16 protein-coding genes and 1 pseudogene are annotated in these 16688 nt (G+C 63.0%); 4 read left to right on the forward strand and 13 right to left on the reverse strand.

Features of this window, described 5'->3' with window-relative positions; translation table 11 throughout:
- Nucleotides 1-15: 15 nt before the first annotated feature.
- From JOF48_RS02905 to JOF48_RS02925, 5 genes are all read right to left on the reverse strand, one after another.
- Nucleotides 16-894, reverse strand: a complete 879-nt coding sequence (locus JOF48_RS02905) for an ROK family protein (RefSeq protein ID WP_209677126.1) — start codon at nucleotides 892-894, stop codon at nucleotides 16-18.
- Complete coding sequence (locus JOF48_RS02910; protein ID WP_209677128.1) at nucleotides 891-2234, reverse strand: alpha-L-fucosidase; 1344 nt, start codon at nucleotides 2232-2234, stop codon at nucleotides 891-893. Before JOF48_RS02910 ends, JOF48_RS02905 begins: the two co-directional genes overlap by 4 nt.
- 33 nt (nucleotides 2235-2267) lie before the next feature.
- Nucleotides 2268-3158: a carbohydrate ABC transporter permease gene (locus tag JOF48_RS02915; RefSeq protein ID WP_209677130.1), complete on the reverse strand. Its 891-nt coding sequence runs from the start codon at nucleotides 3156-3158 to the stop codon at nucleotides 2268-2270.
- Nucleotides 3151-3963 (reverse strand): carbohydrate ABC transporter permease, encoded by an 813-nt coding sequence (locus tag JOF48_RS02920; protein ID WP_209677132.1) that lies wholly within the window; start codon nucleotides 3961-3963, stop codon nucleotides 3151-3153. The genes JOF48_RS02915 and JOF48_RS02920 overlap by 8 nt, the downstream gene beginning before the upstream one ends.
- Before the next feature lie 169 nt (nucleotides 3964-4132).
- Nucleotides 4133-5422 (reverse strand): ABC transporter substrate-binding protein, encoded by a 1290-nt coding sequence (locus tag JOF48_RS02925; RefSeq protein WP_209677134.1) that lies wholly within the window; start codon nucleotides 5420-5422, stop codon nucleotides 4133-4135.
- 142 nt (nucleotides 5423-5564) lie between these two features.
- Here JOF48_RS02925 and JOF48_RS20125 point away from each other — a divergent pair.
- Nucleotides 5565-5729, forward strand: a pseudogene (locus JOF48_RS20125) (winged helix-turn-helix domain-containing protein); the annotation flags it as partial.
- Between the two features lie 60 nt (nucleotides 5730-5789).
- Nucleotides 5790-6761 (forward strand): ROK family protein, encoded by a 972-nt coding sequence (locus JOF48_RS02930; RefSeq protein ID WP_342591140.1) that lies wholly within the window; start codon nucleotides 5790-5792, stop codon nucleotides 6759-6761.
- Between the two features lies 1 nt (nucleotide 6762).
- Here the strand turns inward: JOF48_RS02930 and JOF48_RS02935 are convergent, their stop codons facing one another.
- Genes JOF48_RS02935 through JOF48_RS02970 form a run of 8 tightly spaced genes read right to left on the reverse strand, consistent with a single transcriptional unit; the run spans nucleotide 6763 to nucleotide 15230 of the window.
- Nucleotides 6763-8109 (reverse strand): alpha-L-fucosidase, encoded by a 1347-nt coding sequence (locus tag JOF48_RS02935; RefSeq protein ID WP_209677138.1) that lies wholly within the window; start codon nucleotides 8107-8109, stop codon nucleotides 6763-6765.
- Entirely contained in the window at nucleotides 8106-8990 is an 885-nt protein-coding gene (locus JOF48_RS02940; RefSeq protein WP_209677140.1) for an amidohydrolase family protein, read from the reverse strand. Before JOF48_RS02940 ends, JOF48_RS02935 begins: the two co-directional genes overlap by 4 nt.
- Nucleotides 8987-9316 carry an L-rhamnose mutarotase gene (locus JOF48_RS02945; RefSeq protein WP_209677142.1) on the reverse strand — a complete coding sequence of 110 codons (330 nt, stop codon included), beginning with the start codon at nucleotides 9314-9316 and terminating at the stop codon, nucleotides 8987-8989. Before JOF48_RS02945 ends, JOF48_RS02940 begins: the two co-directional genes overlap by 4 nt.
- Nucleotides 9317-9325: 9 nt before the next feature.
- On the reverse strand, nucleotides 9326-10843 hold the full coding sequence (locus JOF48_RS02950) for a sugar ABC transporter ATP-binding protein (protein ID WP_209677144.1): 1518 nt from the start codon (nucleotides 10841-10843) through the stop codon (nucleotides 9326-9328).
- Nucleotides 10840-11937, reverse strand: coding sequence for an ABC transporter permease (locus JOF48_RS02955; RefSeq protein ID WP_209677146.1), 1098 nt, complete (start codon nucleotides 11935-11937; stop codon nucleotides 10840-10842). Before JOF48_RS02955 ends, JOF48_RS02950 begins: the two co-directional genes overlap by 4 nt.
- On the reverse strand, nucleotides 11934-13061 hold the full coding sequence (locus JOF48_RS02960; RefSeq protein ID WP_209677148.1) for an ABC transporter permease: 1128 nt from the start codon (nucleotides 13059-13061) through the stop codon (nucleotides 11934-11936). Before JOF48_RS02960 ends, JOF48_RS02955 begins: the two co-directional genes overlap by 4 nt.
- Entirely contained in the window at nucleotides 13058-14146 is a 1089-nt protein-coding gene (locus tag JOF48_RS02965) for a mandelate racemase/muconate lactonizing enzyme family protein (RefSeq protein WP_209677150.1), read from the reverse strand. Before JOF48_RS02965 ends, JOF48_RS02960 begins: the two co-directional genes overlap by 4 nt.
- Nucleotides 14147-14174: 28 nt before the next feature.
- Nucleotides 14175-15230: a sugar ABC transporter substrate-binding protein gene (locus JOF48_RS02970; RefSeq protein ID WP_209677152.1), complete on the reverse strand. Its 1056-nt coding sequence runs from the start codon at nucleotides 15228-15230 to the stop codon at nucleotides 14175-14177.
- 117 nt (nucleotides 15231-15347) lie between these two features.
- On the opposite strand from JOF48_RS02970, the gene JOF48_RS02975 reads away from it, so the two are divergent.
- The gene (locus tag JOF48_RS02975) at nucleotides 15348-16061 is read left to right on the forward strand and encodes a GntR family transcriptional regulator (protein WP_209677154.1); all 714 of its coding nucleotides are present in this window, start codon (nucleotides 15348-15350) and stop codon (nucleotides 16059-16061) included.
- A 55-nt stretch (nucleotides 16062-16116) separates the two neighbouring features.
- Nucleotides 16117-16284 (forward strand): hypothetical protein, encoded by a 168-nt coding sequence (locus tag JOF48_RS02980; protein WP_209677156.1) that lies wholly within the window; start codon nucleotides 16117-16119, stop codon nucleotides 16282-16284.
- Nucleotides 16285-16688 lie beyond the last annotated feature (404 nt).

Raw genomic sequence — 16688 nt, forward strand, 5'->3', positions numbered from 1 at the left:
CACTACCTTCCATTCCTAGTTCAACAATCCGTGTGCAAGGGGCAGTGGCCGGTCGGGAGGGACCGGCGCATTGTCAGCGGCATAAGCGGCCGCCCCAATGAATCCTGCATCAGGGCCCAACTCCGCTGAGCGGACTCGCGGGGCCGATTCGCGGCCGTGTTCGGCGAGGAGTTCCGCCAATTTCTCTTGTGTTGGCCGCACCAGCGCAGCACCGGCCGCACTGACCCCTCCACCGAGCAGGATCACGTCAGGATCCAGCAACATGGAGACCTGGCTGAGGCCAAACCCGAGCCATCGAGCGATCTCGGCGAAGTCTTCAGGGGTCTGGGCATGCTTGGTCAGCGTGCTCCCGCTGGCATACCTGTCCAGGCAGCCACGGCTGCCGCAGCCGCAAGCCCGTCCACCCGGGTCCACGACCATGTGCCCGATCTCTCCGGCCCAGCCGTGGGCGCCGACAACGAGTTGCCCGTTGACCAGGAGTCCGCCTCCGATTCCCGTCCCAACCGTCACCATGGCCACATTCTGTGCTGAACGGGCTGCACCGAACCTAAACTCAGCCCACAACGCGGCGTTGGCATCATTGATTACCAGACAGGTGATGTCCAGCTTCGCTTCAATCAGATCGGCCAGTTTCGTATTTTCCAGTTCCAGGTTCGCGGCATAGACAACGGACCGGTGGTCCGTGGAGACGTATCCTGGCACCGCAATGCCCACCAGGGTTCCGCCCACCTCCGGCTGCAGCTCCAGAATCGCCTCCACGACGGTGTTGGCGATGGCCTGCTCACCTTCAGGTGTTGCCTTTTGAACCCGTGCCAGGACGTGCCCTTTGTCATCGACCAGTCCGGCGGCTATTTTTGTCCCGCCGATATCTACGCCTATCCACTCGGGGCTCACGGCAGCTCAACATCCGATGATCGGTGCGGAATGCTCAGAACGGCGATGGGTTCCCCGCGGAGCGCAGCCGGAACAACCACGCCGCCCACGGCAGCATCACCGGTGCCAAGCCAGCTTCCTCCGGCAAGGTCCAACGGTGCAGGTGGAAGCTCAGCGTCAGGTGTCAGGACACACAGATATGTTGCCTCCGGCCCGACCGTGACGGCATAGTGCGGTTGCTGCTGGTCGCTGAGCGTTCCCGTCCATGGACGAGTGTTGTAGATGGCCTGGCCGTTGACATCCAACCAGGCGCCAAGGCCCAACAGCCGGTCGCGGTAGATCGCGGGAATGGTGCCATCGGCTGCAAGGCCGATGTTCAGCAGGAAGTTGCCGTTGCGAGAAACAACGGAAACGAGGTGCTGCACCAGTTCAGCCACGCTGAGGACGTCGGCTGCCGTCTCCTGTTGGTTGACGCCGAAGGACTTGCCCAGTCCGCGGCAGCTCTCCCAGTTTTTGTCCGATAGCCCTCCGATGTCGCTGTATTCCCGTGTCAGGTAGCCGTGGGAGGGAACACCCCAGCGGTCATTGACGATGCCTTCCGGCACCGTCCGCAGGTATTCGCGGAACAATGCCGCCACACCGAATTCTGAGTCTGACTTTCCCCCGTCAGGCCATTCAATGTCATTCCACAGGATGTCGGGGGAAAAGCGCTCGATAAGCTCCACCGCCTGTGCGTGGGAGTAGCGCGCGAAATCTTCATCGTTGCGGCGCAGCCGGAAAATGTCGGCATCTGAGTCAATGGCCCTGAAATCGCTCACATGCCAGTCGAGCGCACCTGAAAAGTAGCTGCCAAACTTGAGCCCGGCGGAACGGGATGAATCGGCAAACTCCTGCATGAGGTCACGCCGGGGGCCGCGAACCGCGCTGTTGAAGGGCGTGGTGTCGGTTGCCCACAGGCAGAATCCATCATGGTGCTTGGCCGTCGGCACAACGTATTTGGCGCCTGCCTTCCGGAAAAGCGCAACGCAGTCATCGGCGTCGAACTTCTCTGCCGTCCACACATCAGCCAGGTCTTCATAGCTGGTTCCCTCGCCGAAGGTGGCGCGCTGGTAGGCCTGGGCACTGCTGCCTTCGACACGCACCGTGTTGCCGTACCATTCCGCATACTGGTGGTCCCGGTAGGCGTCCTCAACCGCTGTCGGCGAATCGCCTACTTCAGCCCAGGCGGGAACGGAGTACAGCCCCCAGTGGACGAAGATGCCGAATTTTGCGTCGGCGAGCCACGTGGGAAAGTTCCACTCGGGATAGGTGGGGTTGTGTTCGCCAAAGTCAGGCCCAACACGGTCCTCAAAATTAATCACTTTTATACCTTTGTATGAAGAGGTGGATGGCGGCTAGCGGCCGGCCAGGCCAACAGTCGCGATGCCCTTGACCAGGTGCTTCTGCAGGGCTATCACCATGATCAGGGTGGGAAGAATGGCTATGACGGATGCCGCCATCACGAGGTTCCAGGAGTTTCCGTGTTCCCCGAAGAACGTCTGCAGGCCCAAGGACACGTTGCCGAGTTCGTTAACGTCGTTGACGACAATCAGGGGCCACAGGAAGCTGTTCCAGAAGGTAATGAACGTCCAGACGCCCAGCACGGCCAGTGAAGGCTTTGCCAGTGGCAGGATGATCCGGGTGAAGGTCCGCCATTGGCTGCAGCCGTCCATCCTGGATGCTTCCACCAGTTCGTAGGGGATGCCGAGGAAGAACTGCCGCAGGAGGAATACCCCGAAGGCCCCGAAGGCCCACGGGAGAATCAGTGCCTGCCAGGTGTTGATCCAGCCCAGTTTCTGCATCAGCAGGAACATGGGAATGACCAGCACTTCCTGGGGAATCATCATGGTGGCCAGGTAGAGCAGCATGTACTTGTCGCGACCGCGCCATTTGAGAATTCCAAAGCTGTAGGCGGCCAGTGATGAAACGGCCAGGACGATCAGCGTGCCTGCAACTGACACGATCAGCCCGTTGATGATGAAGCGGAAAAATGGCGTGTAGTTGAAGACTTCAATGAAGTTCTGCCACCGGATCTCAGAACCTATCAGGGTCGGTGGCTGGGAAAATATTTCACCGTTCGGCTTCAGGGCGGAGAAGAAGGTGAAGATAATCGGGAACAGAAAAAGTACTGCCACGATGGCCAGCAGGACTTCACTGCCGAGCTTCAGCGGGCGGAACCGGAACTTGGACTTTTCAGTGTTCTGGCTCGCGTGCGGGGACTTGGCCTGGACTTGGATGTTAGTCATAGTGAACCCATTTCTTCTGTCCCAGCCACTGAATCATTGTGACAATAAGGATCAAGGCAAAGAGAATGATGGCGGGGGCAGCTGCGGCACCGAGTTCGCCACCTTGGAAAGCGGTTTGATAGACGTTCATGACCACGGTCACTGTGGAGGTTCCCGGACCCCCTGCGGTCATCACAAATGGTTCGGAGAATATTTGGAATGCCGAAATCATGGTGACCGTTGAAGCGAAGAAGATCGCGGGTGTCAGCAGCGGAATCTTGATTCGGAGGAGCTGGCCCAACCCGTGGGCACCGTCCAGCATGGACGCATCAATGATGTCTTGGGGCAGCTGGTCAATGGCCGCAGAGAAAATCAGCATGTTGTAGCCAAAACCCTGCCACACGATGACAACCACGACGGCCAGAAGGGCCGTGCTGCTGTCACCGAGAACGTTGGGCATGTGGATGCCAAACCATGACTGCAGGGTCGAGTCGATAAGGCCGTTGGGCTGGTAGATCAATTTCCAAATAACGGCAGTTGCCACTGTTGGTGTCACGACCGGCAGGAAAAACAAGACCCTGTACAGCCGGCTGAAGCGGCTGGTGGCGACCCAGAACGCCGTTGACAGCGTCAGGACGAGATTTACCGGGACAACGACGATGGTGAAGACGAACGTGTTGATCAGTGCCGCCGTGAATTGGCTTCCTGGCGCGAAGAGGTTGCGGTAGTTGTCCAATCCGGCAAATGTCACTTCCCCGAACGTGGGCCAGTGGAAGAAGCTCGTGGCGATGGCCAAGATGGTGGGGAAGAGGATGAATACCGTCATCCCGATGGCGCTGGGGGTTAGAAACCCCAGCGCCGAACGGGAATCAGAGCCCTTCCGCTTCTTTGGCGCAACAGGATCGGGGATCCTACGTGGCACGGTTTTAGTAGTTATTGCCGTCACGGTGGCACCTTTCTGCTGCTGCCGGCTTGAGCGGAATCGTTTGCAAGGGCTACTTCGCTCCGCTTTGCTGCACGGCCTTCAGTGCTTCAGACGGTGTGCTCTTGCCGCTGAACGCCTGCTGGAACTGCTGCGCCATCAATTTGGTGACCTTGTCCCAGTTGCTGGTGCTGATGAACGGTGTCGCCGATTCGGAGGCAGCCTTGGTCACAACCGAGGCCTGATCTGAGTAGCCGGGATTCTTCGGGTCCACGTCCTTCTTCAACCCTTCGATGAAGGCAGGGACGGCCGCGGTTCGGGCCGGCAGGTTGCCGGCGTTGGCCGATGCCATCTGCGACTCTGCATCGGTGAGCACACCGATTGCCTGGGCGGCTTCGGTCTTGTTCTTGCAGGTGGAGGAGATGCCGAATCCGGAGTTGGCTGAGAACGTTCCGGCGCCTTCGGTGCCCTGGGGCAGGGTCACAACCCCTACCTGGAATCCGGCGGCGTCAGTGACGTTGCTCTTCATGTTCCATGAGCCGTCAACGGCCATGGCCACATTGCCGGCGACGAACTGCTGCTCGCCCCACGGCACGTCAGACGAACTTGCGGGAATGCTGCTGATCTTGTCTTCGGTGGCGAGGCCCGTGTACCAGGAGAATGCGGATTCAAATGCCGGGTCGGTCATCTGCAGCTCGCCGTTGGCGGAGACTGGCTTGGCGCCGTTGTAGGCGAGAAGCTGTGCTGACATGTGCAGGTCGGAGAACGTCTGGCCGAAGGCAGGCTTTCCGGTTGCCTCCGTGATCTTCTTGGCTGCCGCGACGAATTCGTCGGTGGTCCAGCCGTCCTTGGGTTCTTCAACGCCGGCAGCCTTGAACGCATCCTTGTTGTAGTACATGACCATGGTGGAAAGACCGTAGGGCAGCGCATACTGCTTGTCACCATTCTGAAGGGCCTTCAATGCCCCCGCTTCCCATTCTGATTCGGTGAAGCCCGCGGCTTTGGCAAGATCACCGTCGATGGGTGTCATGGCCTTGGCAAATGCCGGCAGGCGCAGGCTCTGCATGCTGACGATGCACGGGGCCGTGCCGGATGCCAGCTGCGACTGCATCTTGGTGAAGTAATCCGAGAACGGCGCCGTTGTCAGATTGACCTTGATGTTCGGGTACTTCTCAGTGACCTTTCCGGCAAGGTCCTTCCAGGTCTGATTGCCTTCATCGCCCTGTGACCAGAAGGACCAGTCAAGGGTAACTTCGCCGCCGGCGTTGCCGCCGTCGGAGGGTGCCGTGGAACCACAGGCACTGGCACCCAGTGCAAGTGCGCCACCAAGGGCAATCGCTGTTAGCTTCTTTGCTAATTTCATGTCAATCCTTTGTCAGAGCCGTAGGCTCGTTGGCCTTGTGCTTATAATTAATTCGGCGCCGAATTAATGGCGTGATGTTAGGATAATCACAAGTATTGGCGCTAGTCAACACCGGCTCACCAGGGGGAAGAAAATTTCAAAGTTGAGAATCCGCCCCCACACGACCCCAACTCGCGACGCCGTCAGCCGCGCCGAGATACTCGGACTCTTGGGGCAGACAGGCACTTTGAGCCGCAGTGAAATCGCCAAGCTGCTGGGTCTCGGGCCGGCAACCGTCACTGCGCAAGTCCGAAAACTCATCTCAGATGGATACGTCCGTGAGCTGGCAGTTGACGCCCGGTCAGGAGCCGGACGGCCCCGGATCCCGGTGGAGCTGATCCCCGACTCCGCCCTCGTAATCGGCGTCAGCGTCACCCCGACGAGCCTGATCACCGTGACCATGCTGATCGACGGCACGATCCTGAATGCCAGGTCCCGCGTTTTTGATCCTTCCAAGCACGTGGTGGAGCAATTCAAGGCCCTGGTGAATGACCAGCGGGCCACCTTGGACCACCCTGAGCGTGTGATTGCCGTGGGGATCTCCATCTCTGGTGCTGTGGACCAGGCGCTGACGACGGTTCGCATCTCCACGACATTGAATTGGCAGGACTTTGATCTTGGTCCCCGGCTGCAGCGGGCCGTCGATCTTCCCGTCTTCGTCTCGAATGACCTGTTTGCCCTCTCGACCCGAGAGGTCAGTTTTGGGTTCGGGCATGACAGGGATGATTTCCTTCTGCTCGGCCTTGGCTACGGCGTCGGTCTGGGCATCGTCAACCGACGGCGTGTTTTCAGCGGCTCGGGGGGATCGTCAACGGAATTTGGCCACATGTCGGTGGATACGAATGGTCCGCTGTGTGTCTGCGGCAACTACGGCTGCCTTCAGGTTTACGCAGGGCTGGAAGAACTGCTCCACCAAGCCCCTGGCAGGCCCTCTGCCGGTCGCCTGGCTGAGCTCCAGCAGAGGCTCCAGGCTGAAAACGACAACGAGCTGGCGGATTTCCTGGAGGATGTTGGGCACCGCATCGGGCGTTCCGTTGGCGGAGTCGTGAATCTTTTGGGCATTGGAACGATTATCGTCACAGGCGAAACGACGAGCCTCTGGCCCGCCCTTAGCGATGGATTCACCCGCGGCCTGGACGAAACGGTGCTCAAGTTCCTGCAACCGGTGGAAATCACAGTCAAGACTTGGACCGACTCTGAAGACGCGGTCGGTGCTGCCGGTTTGGCCTTGCACAATGCGATCAGCCTCAACGTTCCGTTCCATGCCCGTGGCCGCCTTGCCCAGGCGGCCACGGAGTAGGCTACTTCCGCGGTTGCGGGTCCATTTCCAACACGAAGACCGGCACCACGCCGTTCACGTCAATTTCCCTGACGTCGATGTTGAGCTCGCCGAGCGGGTCGCTGAGGAACCTGTCATCCAATGTCGTCCGGAAGGTGAACGGCAGCTGTGCTCCTGAACCCAGGTGCCGGACCGCGGTGACGCGCTTGCCCGGAATGCTTCGGACGGTCACGGTTTCCACCGGCTTCGCCAACGCGAACAGGTAGGTGTTGTTGCCAGCGGCTGTGCTGGGTCCGTAGTACTGCCACGGCTCAAGGCCCGGTTGAACACCGTGCACGGCTTCCTTGTTGCAGGCCATCCACCCTGCCAGCCCGTCCAGCAGGGCGGACTGTTCGGGTGCGAGGCTGCCATCGGCGGTGGGGCCCACATTCAGCAGCAGGTTCCCGCCCTTGGCAACAACTTCAACCGCGGTCCGGACAATTTCGTGCAGCGACTTGTAGTTCTGGTCCTCGGGCACATAGCTCCAGGTGTCGCACATGGTCATGCAGCATTCCCACGGCTCAGCAAGTGGCTGTGCAGGGATGAACTGCTCGGGTGTGCGGTAGTCCCCGCTGCCGATGAGCCTGTCATTGATCACGATCTCCGGCGCCAGGGAACGGATGTGGGCTTCCAGCCCTGCCGCATCCCATTCCTCGCGTGTGCGCTCCCATTCGCCGTCGAACCACAACAGGTCGATGGGGCCGTACCAGGTCAGCAATTCCGTGAGCTGGTCCTTCAAATACTGTTGGTAATCGGACCAGTCAGCAGCACCGGCCCGTGGATACCTTCCGTGCTGGTAGGGGCGCATCTCGTCGGTGAAGGCGGGATACTTTGCGTGGCCCCAGTCGGACAGCGAGTAGTACAGGCCGACCTTGATTCCGGCGGCGCGGAAGGCCTCCGTGTATTCCCTGACCAGGTCTCCCCCACGCCGGCCATACGGGGAGGACTCGATGGTCCGCCCGCTGGCCTTCGAGGGCCACGACGACCATCCGCTGTGGTGCCGCGCCGTGAAAACGGCGTATGTCATGCCCGCGGCAGCAGCCTTGCGGGCCAATGCCGCCGGATCCCAATGCTCCGGATCAAAGCTGTCAGCGGTGCTGTGATAGTCCGCGACCAGCGCTGTGGGGCTGTACCCCAGTCCGGCCACGCCGCCGAGCAGCGGCCATGATGCCTCCAGGCCCTGCTGGCTCGCATGGTCGTAGTGGATAAACATCCCCAGGCCTGCGGCCTTAAACCAGGGTTCCGTATGCTCTGCGGAGTTCGGTCCCAAGGGCGCCTCGGTTTTGGGGTCGTGAACCTTTTGGTCGGTCCAGTCAATTTCATTGCTCAAGGCTGTTCCTCAATTCCTTCGATTGCCAGGGCCGCACACGGGCCTGGGTCAAGCTTGTACACACGCCGGGCGTTGCCACCGAAAATGGCTTGCTGGGCGTCGGTGCCCAGTCCTTCCAGCAGCACCGCCAGCACCCGCGGCCAGGTCGCGTCCGTGCCCGCCAGCAGGGCCACCGGCCAGTCCGTGCCGAACATGAGCCGTTCCGGACCAAACACCTCAAGGGCATGGTCGACGGCGTCCCCCAGTTCCGCGGTTGTCCACGCCTCCCAGTCTGCCTCAGTCGTGAGGCCGGAGAGCTTGGCCGCCACGTTCGGCTGGGCCGCCATCTCGGCCAGGTCGGCGCGCCACGCCGCCACGTCTCCGGAAGCCAGTGGCGGCTTGCCCAAATGGTCCAGCACAAAACGGGTGTCGGGGTTGCTGCGGACCAGCCCGGCCGCGGCGGCCAGCTGGTCCGGGCGCAACACCAAGTCAAAGGTGAGACCGGCCGCGGCCAGCTCCTTCAGCCCGGCGGCGACGGACGGGCGGGACATCCACTGCGGGTCCGGGTCCTGGTGGACCAGATGCCGCACGCCCACCAGCGCACCCGAGGCAATGGCGCCGTCGTACTTCTCAAGCTGCGGGGCAAGCGGGGCGGAGAAGTCCACCCATCCCACCACACCCGCAACCGCAGGATCCGCGGCCAGCGCCAGGAAATCCCGGGTCTCCTGTTCCGAGTTTGCAGTCTGCACCAGCACCGAGGATGAAACTCCGGCGGCAGCCTGCATGGCAACCAGTTCGGCCAGGGCGAAATCCTTGTCCAGGGCCGGCATCTGGGCGGGGTCAATCCATGGCTGCGGCGTCCGGGACCGGGTCCAGAGATGGGCGTGTGCGTCGATGCTCATGGGAGGTGGTAGACCTCTTTGGCGTCAGTCCACATGGCACCGGCAGCCGCCGCCTCTGGCAACGGCTCCTGGCAGGGATCCGTCAGCTTCCACCACTCCCTTGTTTTGGGGTCATCGCCCATGGCCGCCATGTCCGCCGCATAATCCGTGCCGACATGCTCGAAGTAGCCGTACAGCGTGTCCCCAAGGTTGAAGATGGAGTAGCTTTCAAAGTTGCTGGCCTTCAGCCGCGCCTCCACTTCGGGCCACACCTCACGGTGCAGCCGCAGGTATTCCTCACGGCGCTCCGGCCTGAGCCCAATGATTTGCAGGTGCCTGGTTCGCATGGTCCGCTCCTATGCCAGTGCCTTGTTGTGGATGAGCCGGATGACGTCCTGGCTCATGGTGTCGTAGTCGTGGCTGTTGTCCACGGTGCCGGACAGCGTGAAGGAGTCCATGACGGCAATCCGGTCCGCGAGGGTGATCATCTCGGCGAGGTCGCTGGAGATCAACAGGATGGCCAGGCCCTGGTCGGCAAGGCCCCAGATCAACTCATAAAAGGAGCGCTTGGTGCGCACGTCGATGCCGATGGTGGGCTCGTCAATGATCAGGATCCGAGGGTCCGCCGCCAGCCACTTGGCCAGCGACACCTTTTGCTGGTTGCCGCCGGAAAGCTGCCCGGCCAGCTGGTCCTGCGAGGAGATCTTGATGTCCAGCTCCGCCACGTACTTCTCCACGAGGGACCGCTCACTGGCGCCGCGGACCATGCCGAGCGGCCCGGCCAGGTTCCCCCAGCTCGTGACAGCCACGTTGCGGGTGATGTTCTGCTCCAGGAACACTCCCTCTTCCTTGCGGCTCTCGGTGACGTAGCCGATCCCGTGCGTGTGCAGCGCGTCCCGCACCGAATGGATCACGGCGGGGCTGCCGTTGACCAGCAGCTCACCCTCGGTGATGCGCTCGCGGCCCAGGATGGCGTGGGCCAACTCGGTCCGGCCGGCGCCGACCAGCCCGTACAGGCCCAGGATTTCACCGGGGCGCACCTCAAGGCTGATGCCTCCGTGGCCTGCAGTGGTGGTGACGTTGCGCATCTCCAGGACGGGCGCCTGCCCCTGGTCCACCGCGCGTTCGGGTGTCACAAGCGATGCCAGCGAGCGGCCCACCATGATGTTCACGATCTCATCGTGCGGGTGGTCCGCGAGCGCGGCGTCACTGAGGACGGTCTTGCCGTCGCGCAGCACCGTGACGGTGTCGCAGTGCGCATAAACCTCATCCAGCTTGTGGCTGACGAACAGGATGGCGGCACCGTCCGCCTTCAGCCTGTGGATCACGGTGAACAGCTTGGCCGCCTCCGCGTCGGAGATGGAGGCGGTGGGCTCGTCCAGGAGCAGCACCTTGGTTTCGGTGTAAAGGGCCCGGGCGATTTCCACGAGCTGGATCTGTGCGGAGGACAGCTGGGCAATGGGCGTCTGTGGGTCGATCTCGAAGTCCAGCAGGGCCAGGCAGCGGGAAGCCTCGGCGTTCACTTTTTTCCAGTCGATGAAGCCGAACCGCTTGGGCGTGCGGCTGAGAACGATGTTCTCGGCCACCGTGAACTCACGGATCACGTTGCGTTCCTGGTGCACCACGCCCACCCCGGCCGCGCCGGATTCGGACGGGTTGGTGAACTTTTCCTCCACCCCGTTGATGAGCAGGGTGCCGGAATCGGCCTGGTGCACGCCGGTCAGGTACTTGATCAGGGTGGACTTGCCGGCACCGTTTTCACCGAGCAGGGCGTGGACCTCGCCCGGCATCAGCGTCAGGTTCACATTGTCCAGGGCTTTCACGCCGGGGTACGTCTTGGTGACGTTGCTCGCTTGCAGGATGGGTGCGCTCATTGCTTGACCTCTTCAGATGCGGACGGGGCAGGCTCGCTCGACGGCGGTGGGCCGGCTGGCGCTGCGGCTGCGGCCGGTTGCAGGGCCGCCGTGTTGACGCGGTGGTTGGCCACCCTGGCGCGCAGCATCCCGGCCTTGGCCGATTCGCGTGATTCACGCAGGCGGCCCAGGGCCACGGTGCCAAGGATGACGGCGCCGATGACAAGGTTTACCCAGGCCGGTGCCAGCTGGAATTCAGCCCGGGCACTGTCCACGAGGCGCACCACGAAGGCGGCCAGGACGGTGCCGAACACGGCCACGGTGCCGCCGGTCAGGGAGACCCCGCCAATGATGGGCGCAGCGAAGCTGGACAGCAGCCAGTCCCCGCCCACGCTCTGGTTGACGCCCGGCAGGGACGCGAAGGAGACAAATCCGGCAAAGCCGGCGATCAGCCCCGAGGCGCCGTGGGCAACCGTGAGGCTGCGGTCGTTCGAGATCCCTGCCAAGGTGGCGGCATGCTCATTGTCACCGGACGCCAAAAGGTGACGTCCCGTCGTCGTATATCTAAAGGCCAGCCCCACCAGGACCGCCACGATGATGGCGATCACGAAGATGGCCGGCAGCCCCAGCCAGCGGGCCTTGCCGAGGGCGGCGACGGGGGCCCAGTTGTCGGACGAGATGGTGCGGGTGTTGACCAGCGCATATTGCACGCCGAGCAGCACGGTCATGGTGGCGAGCGTGACGATGAAGCCGTTGATTTTCGTGACCACCACCAGGATGCCGTTGGCGATGCCCGCGACGGCGCCGACCAGCAGTGCGACCAGCGCGCCGAGCCAGGGGTTGAGGCCCCAGTCGGCCACCATGACGGCGGCGAGGCAGGCAGCAACGCCGCCGATCGCGCCGATGGCCAGGTTCAGCTGCCCCACGGCGAGCGTGATCATTTGCGCCAGGCCGATCAGGATGGGCACGGCCAGGAACTGGAAGAACGTCTGCATGGAGACGGGGCCGAAGAAGTTTCCGCCCGAGGAGACGCCCAGGATGATGGCGCCGAGGATGATCGTGGCGATCAGGACAAGGTATTGGGAGCCCATGGTGGCGGGCAGTTTCAGTTTCACGCTGTAGCTCCGCTCTCTGCGGGGGCCGGTTCGGCGGCCGCGGGTTCGGCCGGCGGCGGGCCGTCCGGGGGTGTGGGTGTTGGCTTGCGACGGCGTACGGTGCGGATGCGTTCGGCCGACAGTGCCACGAGCAGGATCAGGCCCAAGAAAATGTTCAGCATTTCCACGCCGGCGCCGAACAGTTCCAGGCCGCGGCGGATCAGCAGGGTCAAGGTGATGCCCAGGAAGGTTCCCGTGACGGAAATGTAGCCTCCGGCCAGGAGGGTGCCGCCGAGGATCGGGCCAAGGAAGGACTGCAGCATGAACTCGTTGCCGATGGCCGGGGTGAACGAGCCGGTGCTGGTGGCCAGCAGTATCCCGGCAAGTGAGGCGAGTGCGCCGGAGAGTGCGTGCACCAGGACGACCCGCTTGTTGGTGGGGATCGCGGAGAGCTCGGCGGCCTTGATGTTGGCTCCCGTCAGCAGGATCTCGCGGCCCAGCTTGGTGCGTGCGTAGAGCCCGCCGACCAGGAGCACCACGAGCAGGACCGGGACCACCATCACGGGAATGGCCGCCGGGCCGCAGTAGCCCACCATGCATACGTCGAGGAAGGTGCCTCGGCCCAGGAACTCCATGCCCTCGGGCTTGGCCGTGAAGGCGGAACCGGGGCTGAGCATTGAGTAGACCGTGGGCACCAGGCCCAGCAGTGCGAAGCTCATGGCCAGGGTGACGATGAAGGAGTTCACGCCGGTCTTGGCGATGATCCAGCCTGTCAGCCCGCCGATGGCCGCACCCGCCACGAGGCCGGCAATGAGCCCCACAATGAACGGCATGTTCCACAGGTCGAAGGCCATGCCGGTGAACATGGCGCCAAACGCGGCCATGTTGCCCACGGCAATATTCATCTGGCCGATGGAGAGCACCATCATCTGGGACAGGCCCACGATCGTGAAGATCGCGATGCTGGTCAGCAGCGGCGCCACCACAAACGCGCCGTTGAAGGCGTTGGGCTTGGCCGCGCCGATCAGGCCCACCAGCACCAGGATGATCAGCGCCAGAAAGAACTGCGGCGAGGTCAGGTACCGCTTGAAGTCAGTGCCCTGCCGGCGCCTTGCATCGCCGGCAGGGGTTGTTGCATGGCTCATGCCACGGTCCTCTTTTCAATGGCCGCCCAGTCCCAGTCGATGCCCAGGCCCGGGGTGCTGGGCGCGATGGCGAAGCCGTTGGCAATGCTCATCTCGGTGTTCGTGATGGCGCGAAGCTGCGGGATGTGCTCCACGTAGCGCCCGTTCGGGATGGCTGCCAGCAGGCTGATGTGAATTTCCATCAGGAAGTGCGGGCACACGGCCACGTTGAACGCCTCGGCCAGGTGGGCCACCTTCAGCCACGGCGTGATTCCGCCAACCCGGGCCACATCGACCTGGATGATGCTTGCGGCACCGCGCTGGAGGTACTCGCGGAACTGGGCCACGGAGTACATGGACTCCCCCACCGCCACGGGGATCGAGGTGGCCTCGGCCAGGCGGGTGTGCCCGGAAATGTCGTCCGCCGGCAGCGGTTCCTCCAGCCAGAAGATCTCCAACGGTTCCAAGGCCTTGGCCCGGCGGATGGCCTCGGCACTGGTCATGGACTGGTTCGCATCAACCATGATGTCCATGCCCGGGCCCACGGCCTTCCGGACCGCCGTGAGCCGCTCCACGTCCTCGGAAATGTGCGGCTTGCCGATCTTGATCTTCAGCCCGGGCCAGCCGGCCGCCTGGGACGCCTTGGCCGAGGCCACCAGCTCCTCCGTGCCCAGGTGCAGCCAGCCACCCTCCGTGTCATAGAGGGGAACTTCCTGGCGGAAGCCGCCGGCCACCTGCCACAGTGGTTCGTTGGCGCGCAGGCACTTCAGGTCCCACAAGGCGGTGTCGACGGCGGCCAGCGCCAAGGACGTGATCGCACCGGTGGTGGTGGCCCGGGTCGAGGCGAAAAGATCCATCCAAATCTGCTCAATGTTGGCAGCGTCCTGTCCCACCAGCCGCGGAACAAGATGCTCGCGCAGCATAGACAGCACGGCACCGCCGCCCGTGCCGATCGTGTACGAATAGCCTGTCCCGGTCAGCCCGTCATCAGTCTTGATCTCAACGAAGATGGTCTCCTGCTTCAGGAAACTCTGAACAGCGTCCGTGCGGACCGTCTCCACGTCCAAGTCGACGAGGTAGGCACGGGCGTGGGTTATGCGGGGCATGATGGCCTTTCGAAAAGCGGGGTGGGTGTTACTTGCAGTCCAGGTACTTCGAGTCGAAGTCCTTCGCCAGCTCGGCCGACTTGGCGTCGCGCTCTGCGTCGTAGTCCTTGACGTTGTCCTTGGTGACAATGAAGGAGCCGGAGTCAATGATTTCGCCCGGGCTGGCCATGGTGCAGGCCTTGGTGGCGAGCTTGGCCAGGGCGTAGGAGCCCACGAAGGCTTGGCCTGAGGGGTTCTGCACAACCGTGGCCGAGACCGAGCCGTCCTCAATGGCTGAAAGGATCGTGGCGTCGTCGTCAATGGCAACGAGCTTGATGGGCAGCTTGGAGTCCTTGACTGCTGTGGCCGCGGCTACTGCCGGGTTGTAGGCCGTGGAGACGATGCCGTTGATGGTGCTGCCCTTGGAGGCGAGCAGGTCGGCGACTGCCTTCTGCGCGGTGGTCAGGTCGGTGTCGATGTCGGTGACGTCGGGCAGCAGCGTGACAGCGCCGCCGGTCTCGGCAACGGCCTTCTTGACACCGGCGATGCGGCGCTGGGTGTTGGAGTCGACGTTCACGCCGGTCAGGTGGGCAAGGACGCCCTTGCCGTCCATCGCATCGATCGCAGCCTTGGCTGCCTTGTAGGCGGCTTCCTCGGTGTCTGTGGACAGGCAGAAGTCGGCTTCATTCGTGTCACCGGCGGGGCAGGAGCCCAGAGCAGCGGTGGCGACGCCGTGCTTCTTGAGGTTGCTGAAGGTGGAGTTGATGTCCGTGGGTGAGACGCCGAAGACACCGAAGGCGTTGTAGCCGTTGGCCACCATGGAGTTGATCACGTCATTCTGCTTGGTCTGGTCCCACTCAGCGGTTTCGTTGAAGGTGACATCGCCCAGCTTGAATTCGGTCTTGGCCATGGCGCCTGCCTCCGTCCATGGCTGGAAGTAGGGGTGTGCACCGCCTGAAATAAGGCCAACCTTCACGGTGTCCATGGCGGCAGGGGCGCCGCCGTTGTCTCCGCCGCCTGCAGTTTCCTGAGGGGTGCAGGCCGTGATGGCCAGGACGGATGCAGCCAGGACGGCCACTGCGGTGGAAAGGGCGTTCAGTCTCATCGTTGAGCTCCAGTCAGTATCGAAAAAATCCTATAGGATATAGTGATATCCAATTATCTGGGCCGTTATACTTTCTGTCAAGGACTTTGATCGGAGAAGGTTTTGGAACCGTCATACTTGACATCGCTGCAGGGCATGGCCCCCCGCCAGGAACTGGCTGACGAGGTCCATGCACTTCTACGCGGCCACATCATGCGCGGCACCATCCCGCCCGGCGTGCGCATCAACATTGAAGATGTGGCCCGGCAGCTCAACGTCTCCCCCACCCCCGTGCGAGAAACGCTGGCCCGCCTGGAGTCCGAGGGGCTCGTCGACCGGCAGCCCCGCCGCGGGTACAGGGCCACGGAACTGTTGGACCGCGACGACGTCCGTGACCTCTACGAGCTGCGCATGCTGCTGGAGCCCCACGCCGTGGAGGCCGCCGCCAACCGTGCCGATGCGCCTTTGCTGCAGCTGATCAGGGAAGAACTGGAGCGCGGACGCGAGCTGACCCGGGACACCTCCACGATTTCACCGGCCGAGCTGTCGGCCCACGACGAGCGCTTCCACGACCTCATCTTCCAGGCGGCCGGCAACGAGCTCATCCGGCAGTCCTACGCCAGGACCCACTGCCACCTGCACATCTTCCGGCTCGCCTACTCGGACAGCTACGACGACCACACCATCCTGGAACACGGGCAAATCCTGGCCCCGCTGGTGGCGGGCGACGCCGAAGCCGCCACGGAGGCCATGCGCCGGCATGTGCTCTCCTCCGAAGCGCGCGTGATGCGCTATTTTGACAGCCAGGAACCCAAGAAGGCCGCGTGGCACGGCAACCCGGCGACACTGTAGGCACCGGCCGCACAACCACTATGGCGAACGCCGCCCGAAGGGCTAGTCTGAGGCCATGAACAGGAACCCGGACTTCAACGACAACGAACTCATCCACGACCGCGGATCCGTGGACGGCCTCGGCGAGATCTACTCCGAGATGGTCACCCCTGACATCGAGGAAATGAACGAACACGCCGACACGCTGGAACAAGAATCCCAGGTGGAGCCCGACGCACTTTAGTGCCGGCCTGCTCCACCCCGCCACCCACGGGAGGGGCCGGGCTGCCACCGGGCCCCTCCCGTTCGTGCCCTGTCCGCGCCCTTCCGCGCGCACGCACAGCCCCCACCTGCCCCCACCTGCCCCGGGCGCAGCTAATTCAGTCCGGGCGGCGCATGCCCTGGCTCGACCCTGCACCTGCGCGCACCATGCCCCTTCAGCCGCGCAGGCGCGACTGTGGCACACCCTGGCACCCCAGTGCTGCGCACGCCCAAAGCCCGCACCGATCCGCACCAGGTGCACCAGGTGCACCCGCAAGACCGGCGGCAGCACGCCGTCGGCCACTTCAGGCATGCGGCACACAGGCACAATTTGCCGCTTTAACCCACAAAACTCCGCACTGCCGCCAAGAATCCAACCACAGCCTA

The organism is Arthrobacter stackebrandtii, from assembly GCF_017876675.1.
Taxonomy (GTDB): domain Bacteria; phylum Actinomycetota; class Actinomycetes; order Actinomycetales; family Micrococcaceae; genus Specibacter; species Specibacter stackebrandtii.

What these genes read in the sequence shown, in the direction of transcription:
- JOF48_RS02915 (WP_209677130.1), bottom strand. Translation starts at nt 3,158, where the DNA reads ATGACTAACATCCAAGTCCAGGCCAAGTCCCCGCACGCGAGCCAGAAC.
- JOF48_RS02920 (WP_209677132.1), bottom strand. Translation starts at nt 3,963, where the DNA reads ATGACGGTATTCATCCTCTTCCCCACCATCTTGGCCATCGCCACGAGC.
- JOF48_RS02925 (WP_209677134.1), bottom strand. Translation starts at nt 5,422, where the DNA reads ATGAAATTAGCAAAGAAGCTAACAGCGATTGCCCTTGGTGGCGCACTT.
- JOF48_RS02940 (WP_209677140.1), bottom strand. Translation starts at nt 8,990, where the DNA reads ATGAGCATCGACGCACACGCCCATCTCTGGACCCGGTCCCGGACGCCG.
- JOF48_RS02945 (WP_209677142.1), bottom strand. Translation starts at nt 9,316, where the DNA reads ATGCGAACCAGGCACCTGCAAATCATTGGGCTCAGGCCGGAGCGCCGT.
- JOF48_RS02950 (WP_209677144.1), bottom strand. Translation starts at nt 10,843, where the DNA reads ATGAGCGCACCCATCCTGCAAGCGAGCAACGTCACCAAGACGTACCCC.
- JOF48_RS02960 (WP_209677148.1), bottom strand. Translation starts at nt 13,061, where the DNA reads ATGAGCCATGCAACAACCCCTGCCGGCGATGCAAGGCGCCGGCAGGGC.
- JOF48_RS02965 (WP_209677150.1), bottom strand. Translation starts at nt 14,146, where the DNA reads ATGCCCCGCATAACCCACGCCCGTGCCTACCTCGTCGACTTGGACGTG.
- JOF48_RS02970 (WP_209677152.1), bottom strand. Translation starts at nt 15,230, where the DNA reads ATGAGACTGAACGCCCTTTCCACCGCAGTGGCCGTCCTGGCTGCATCC.
- JOF48_RS02980 (WP_209677156.1), top strand. Translation starts at nt 16,117, where the DNA reads ATGAACAGGAACCCGGACTTCAACGACAACGAACTCATCCACGACCGC.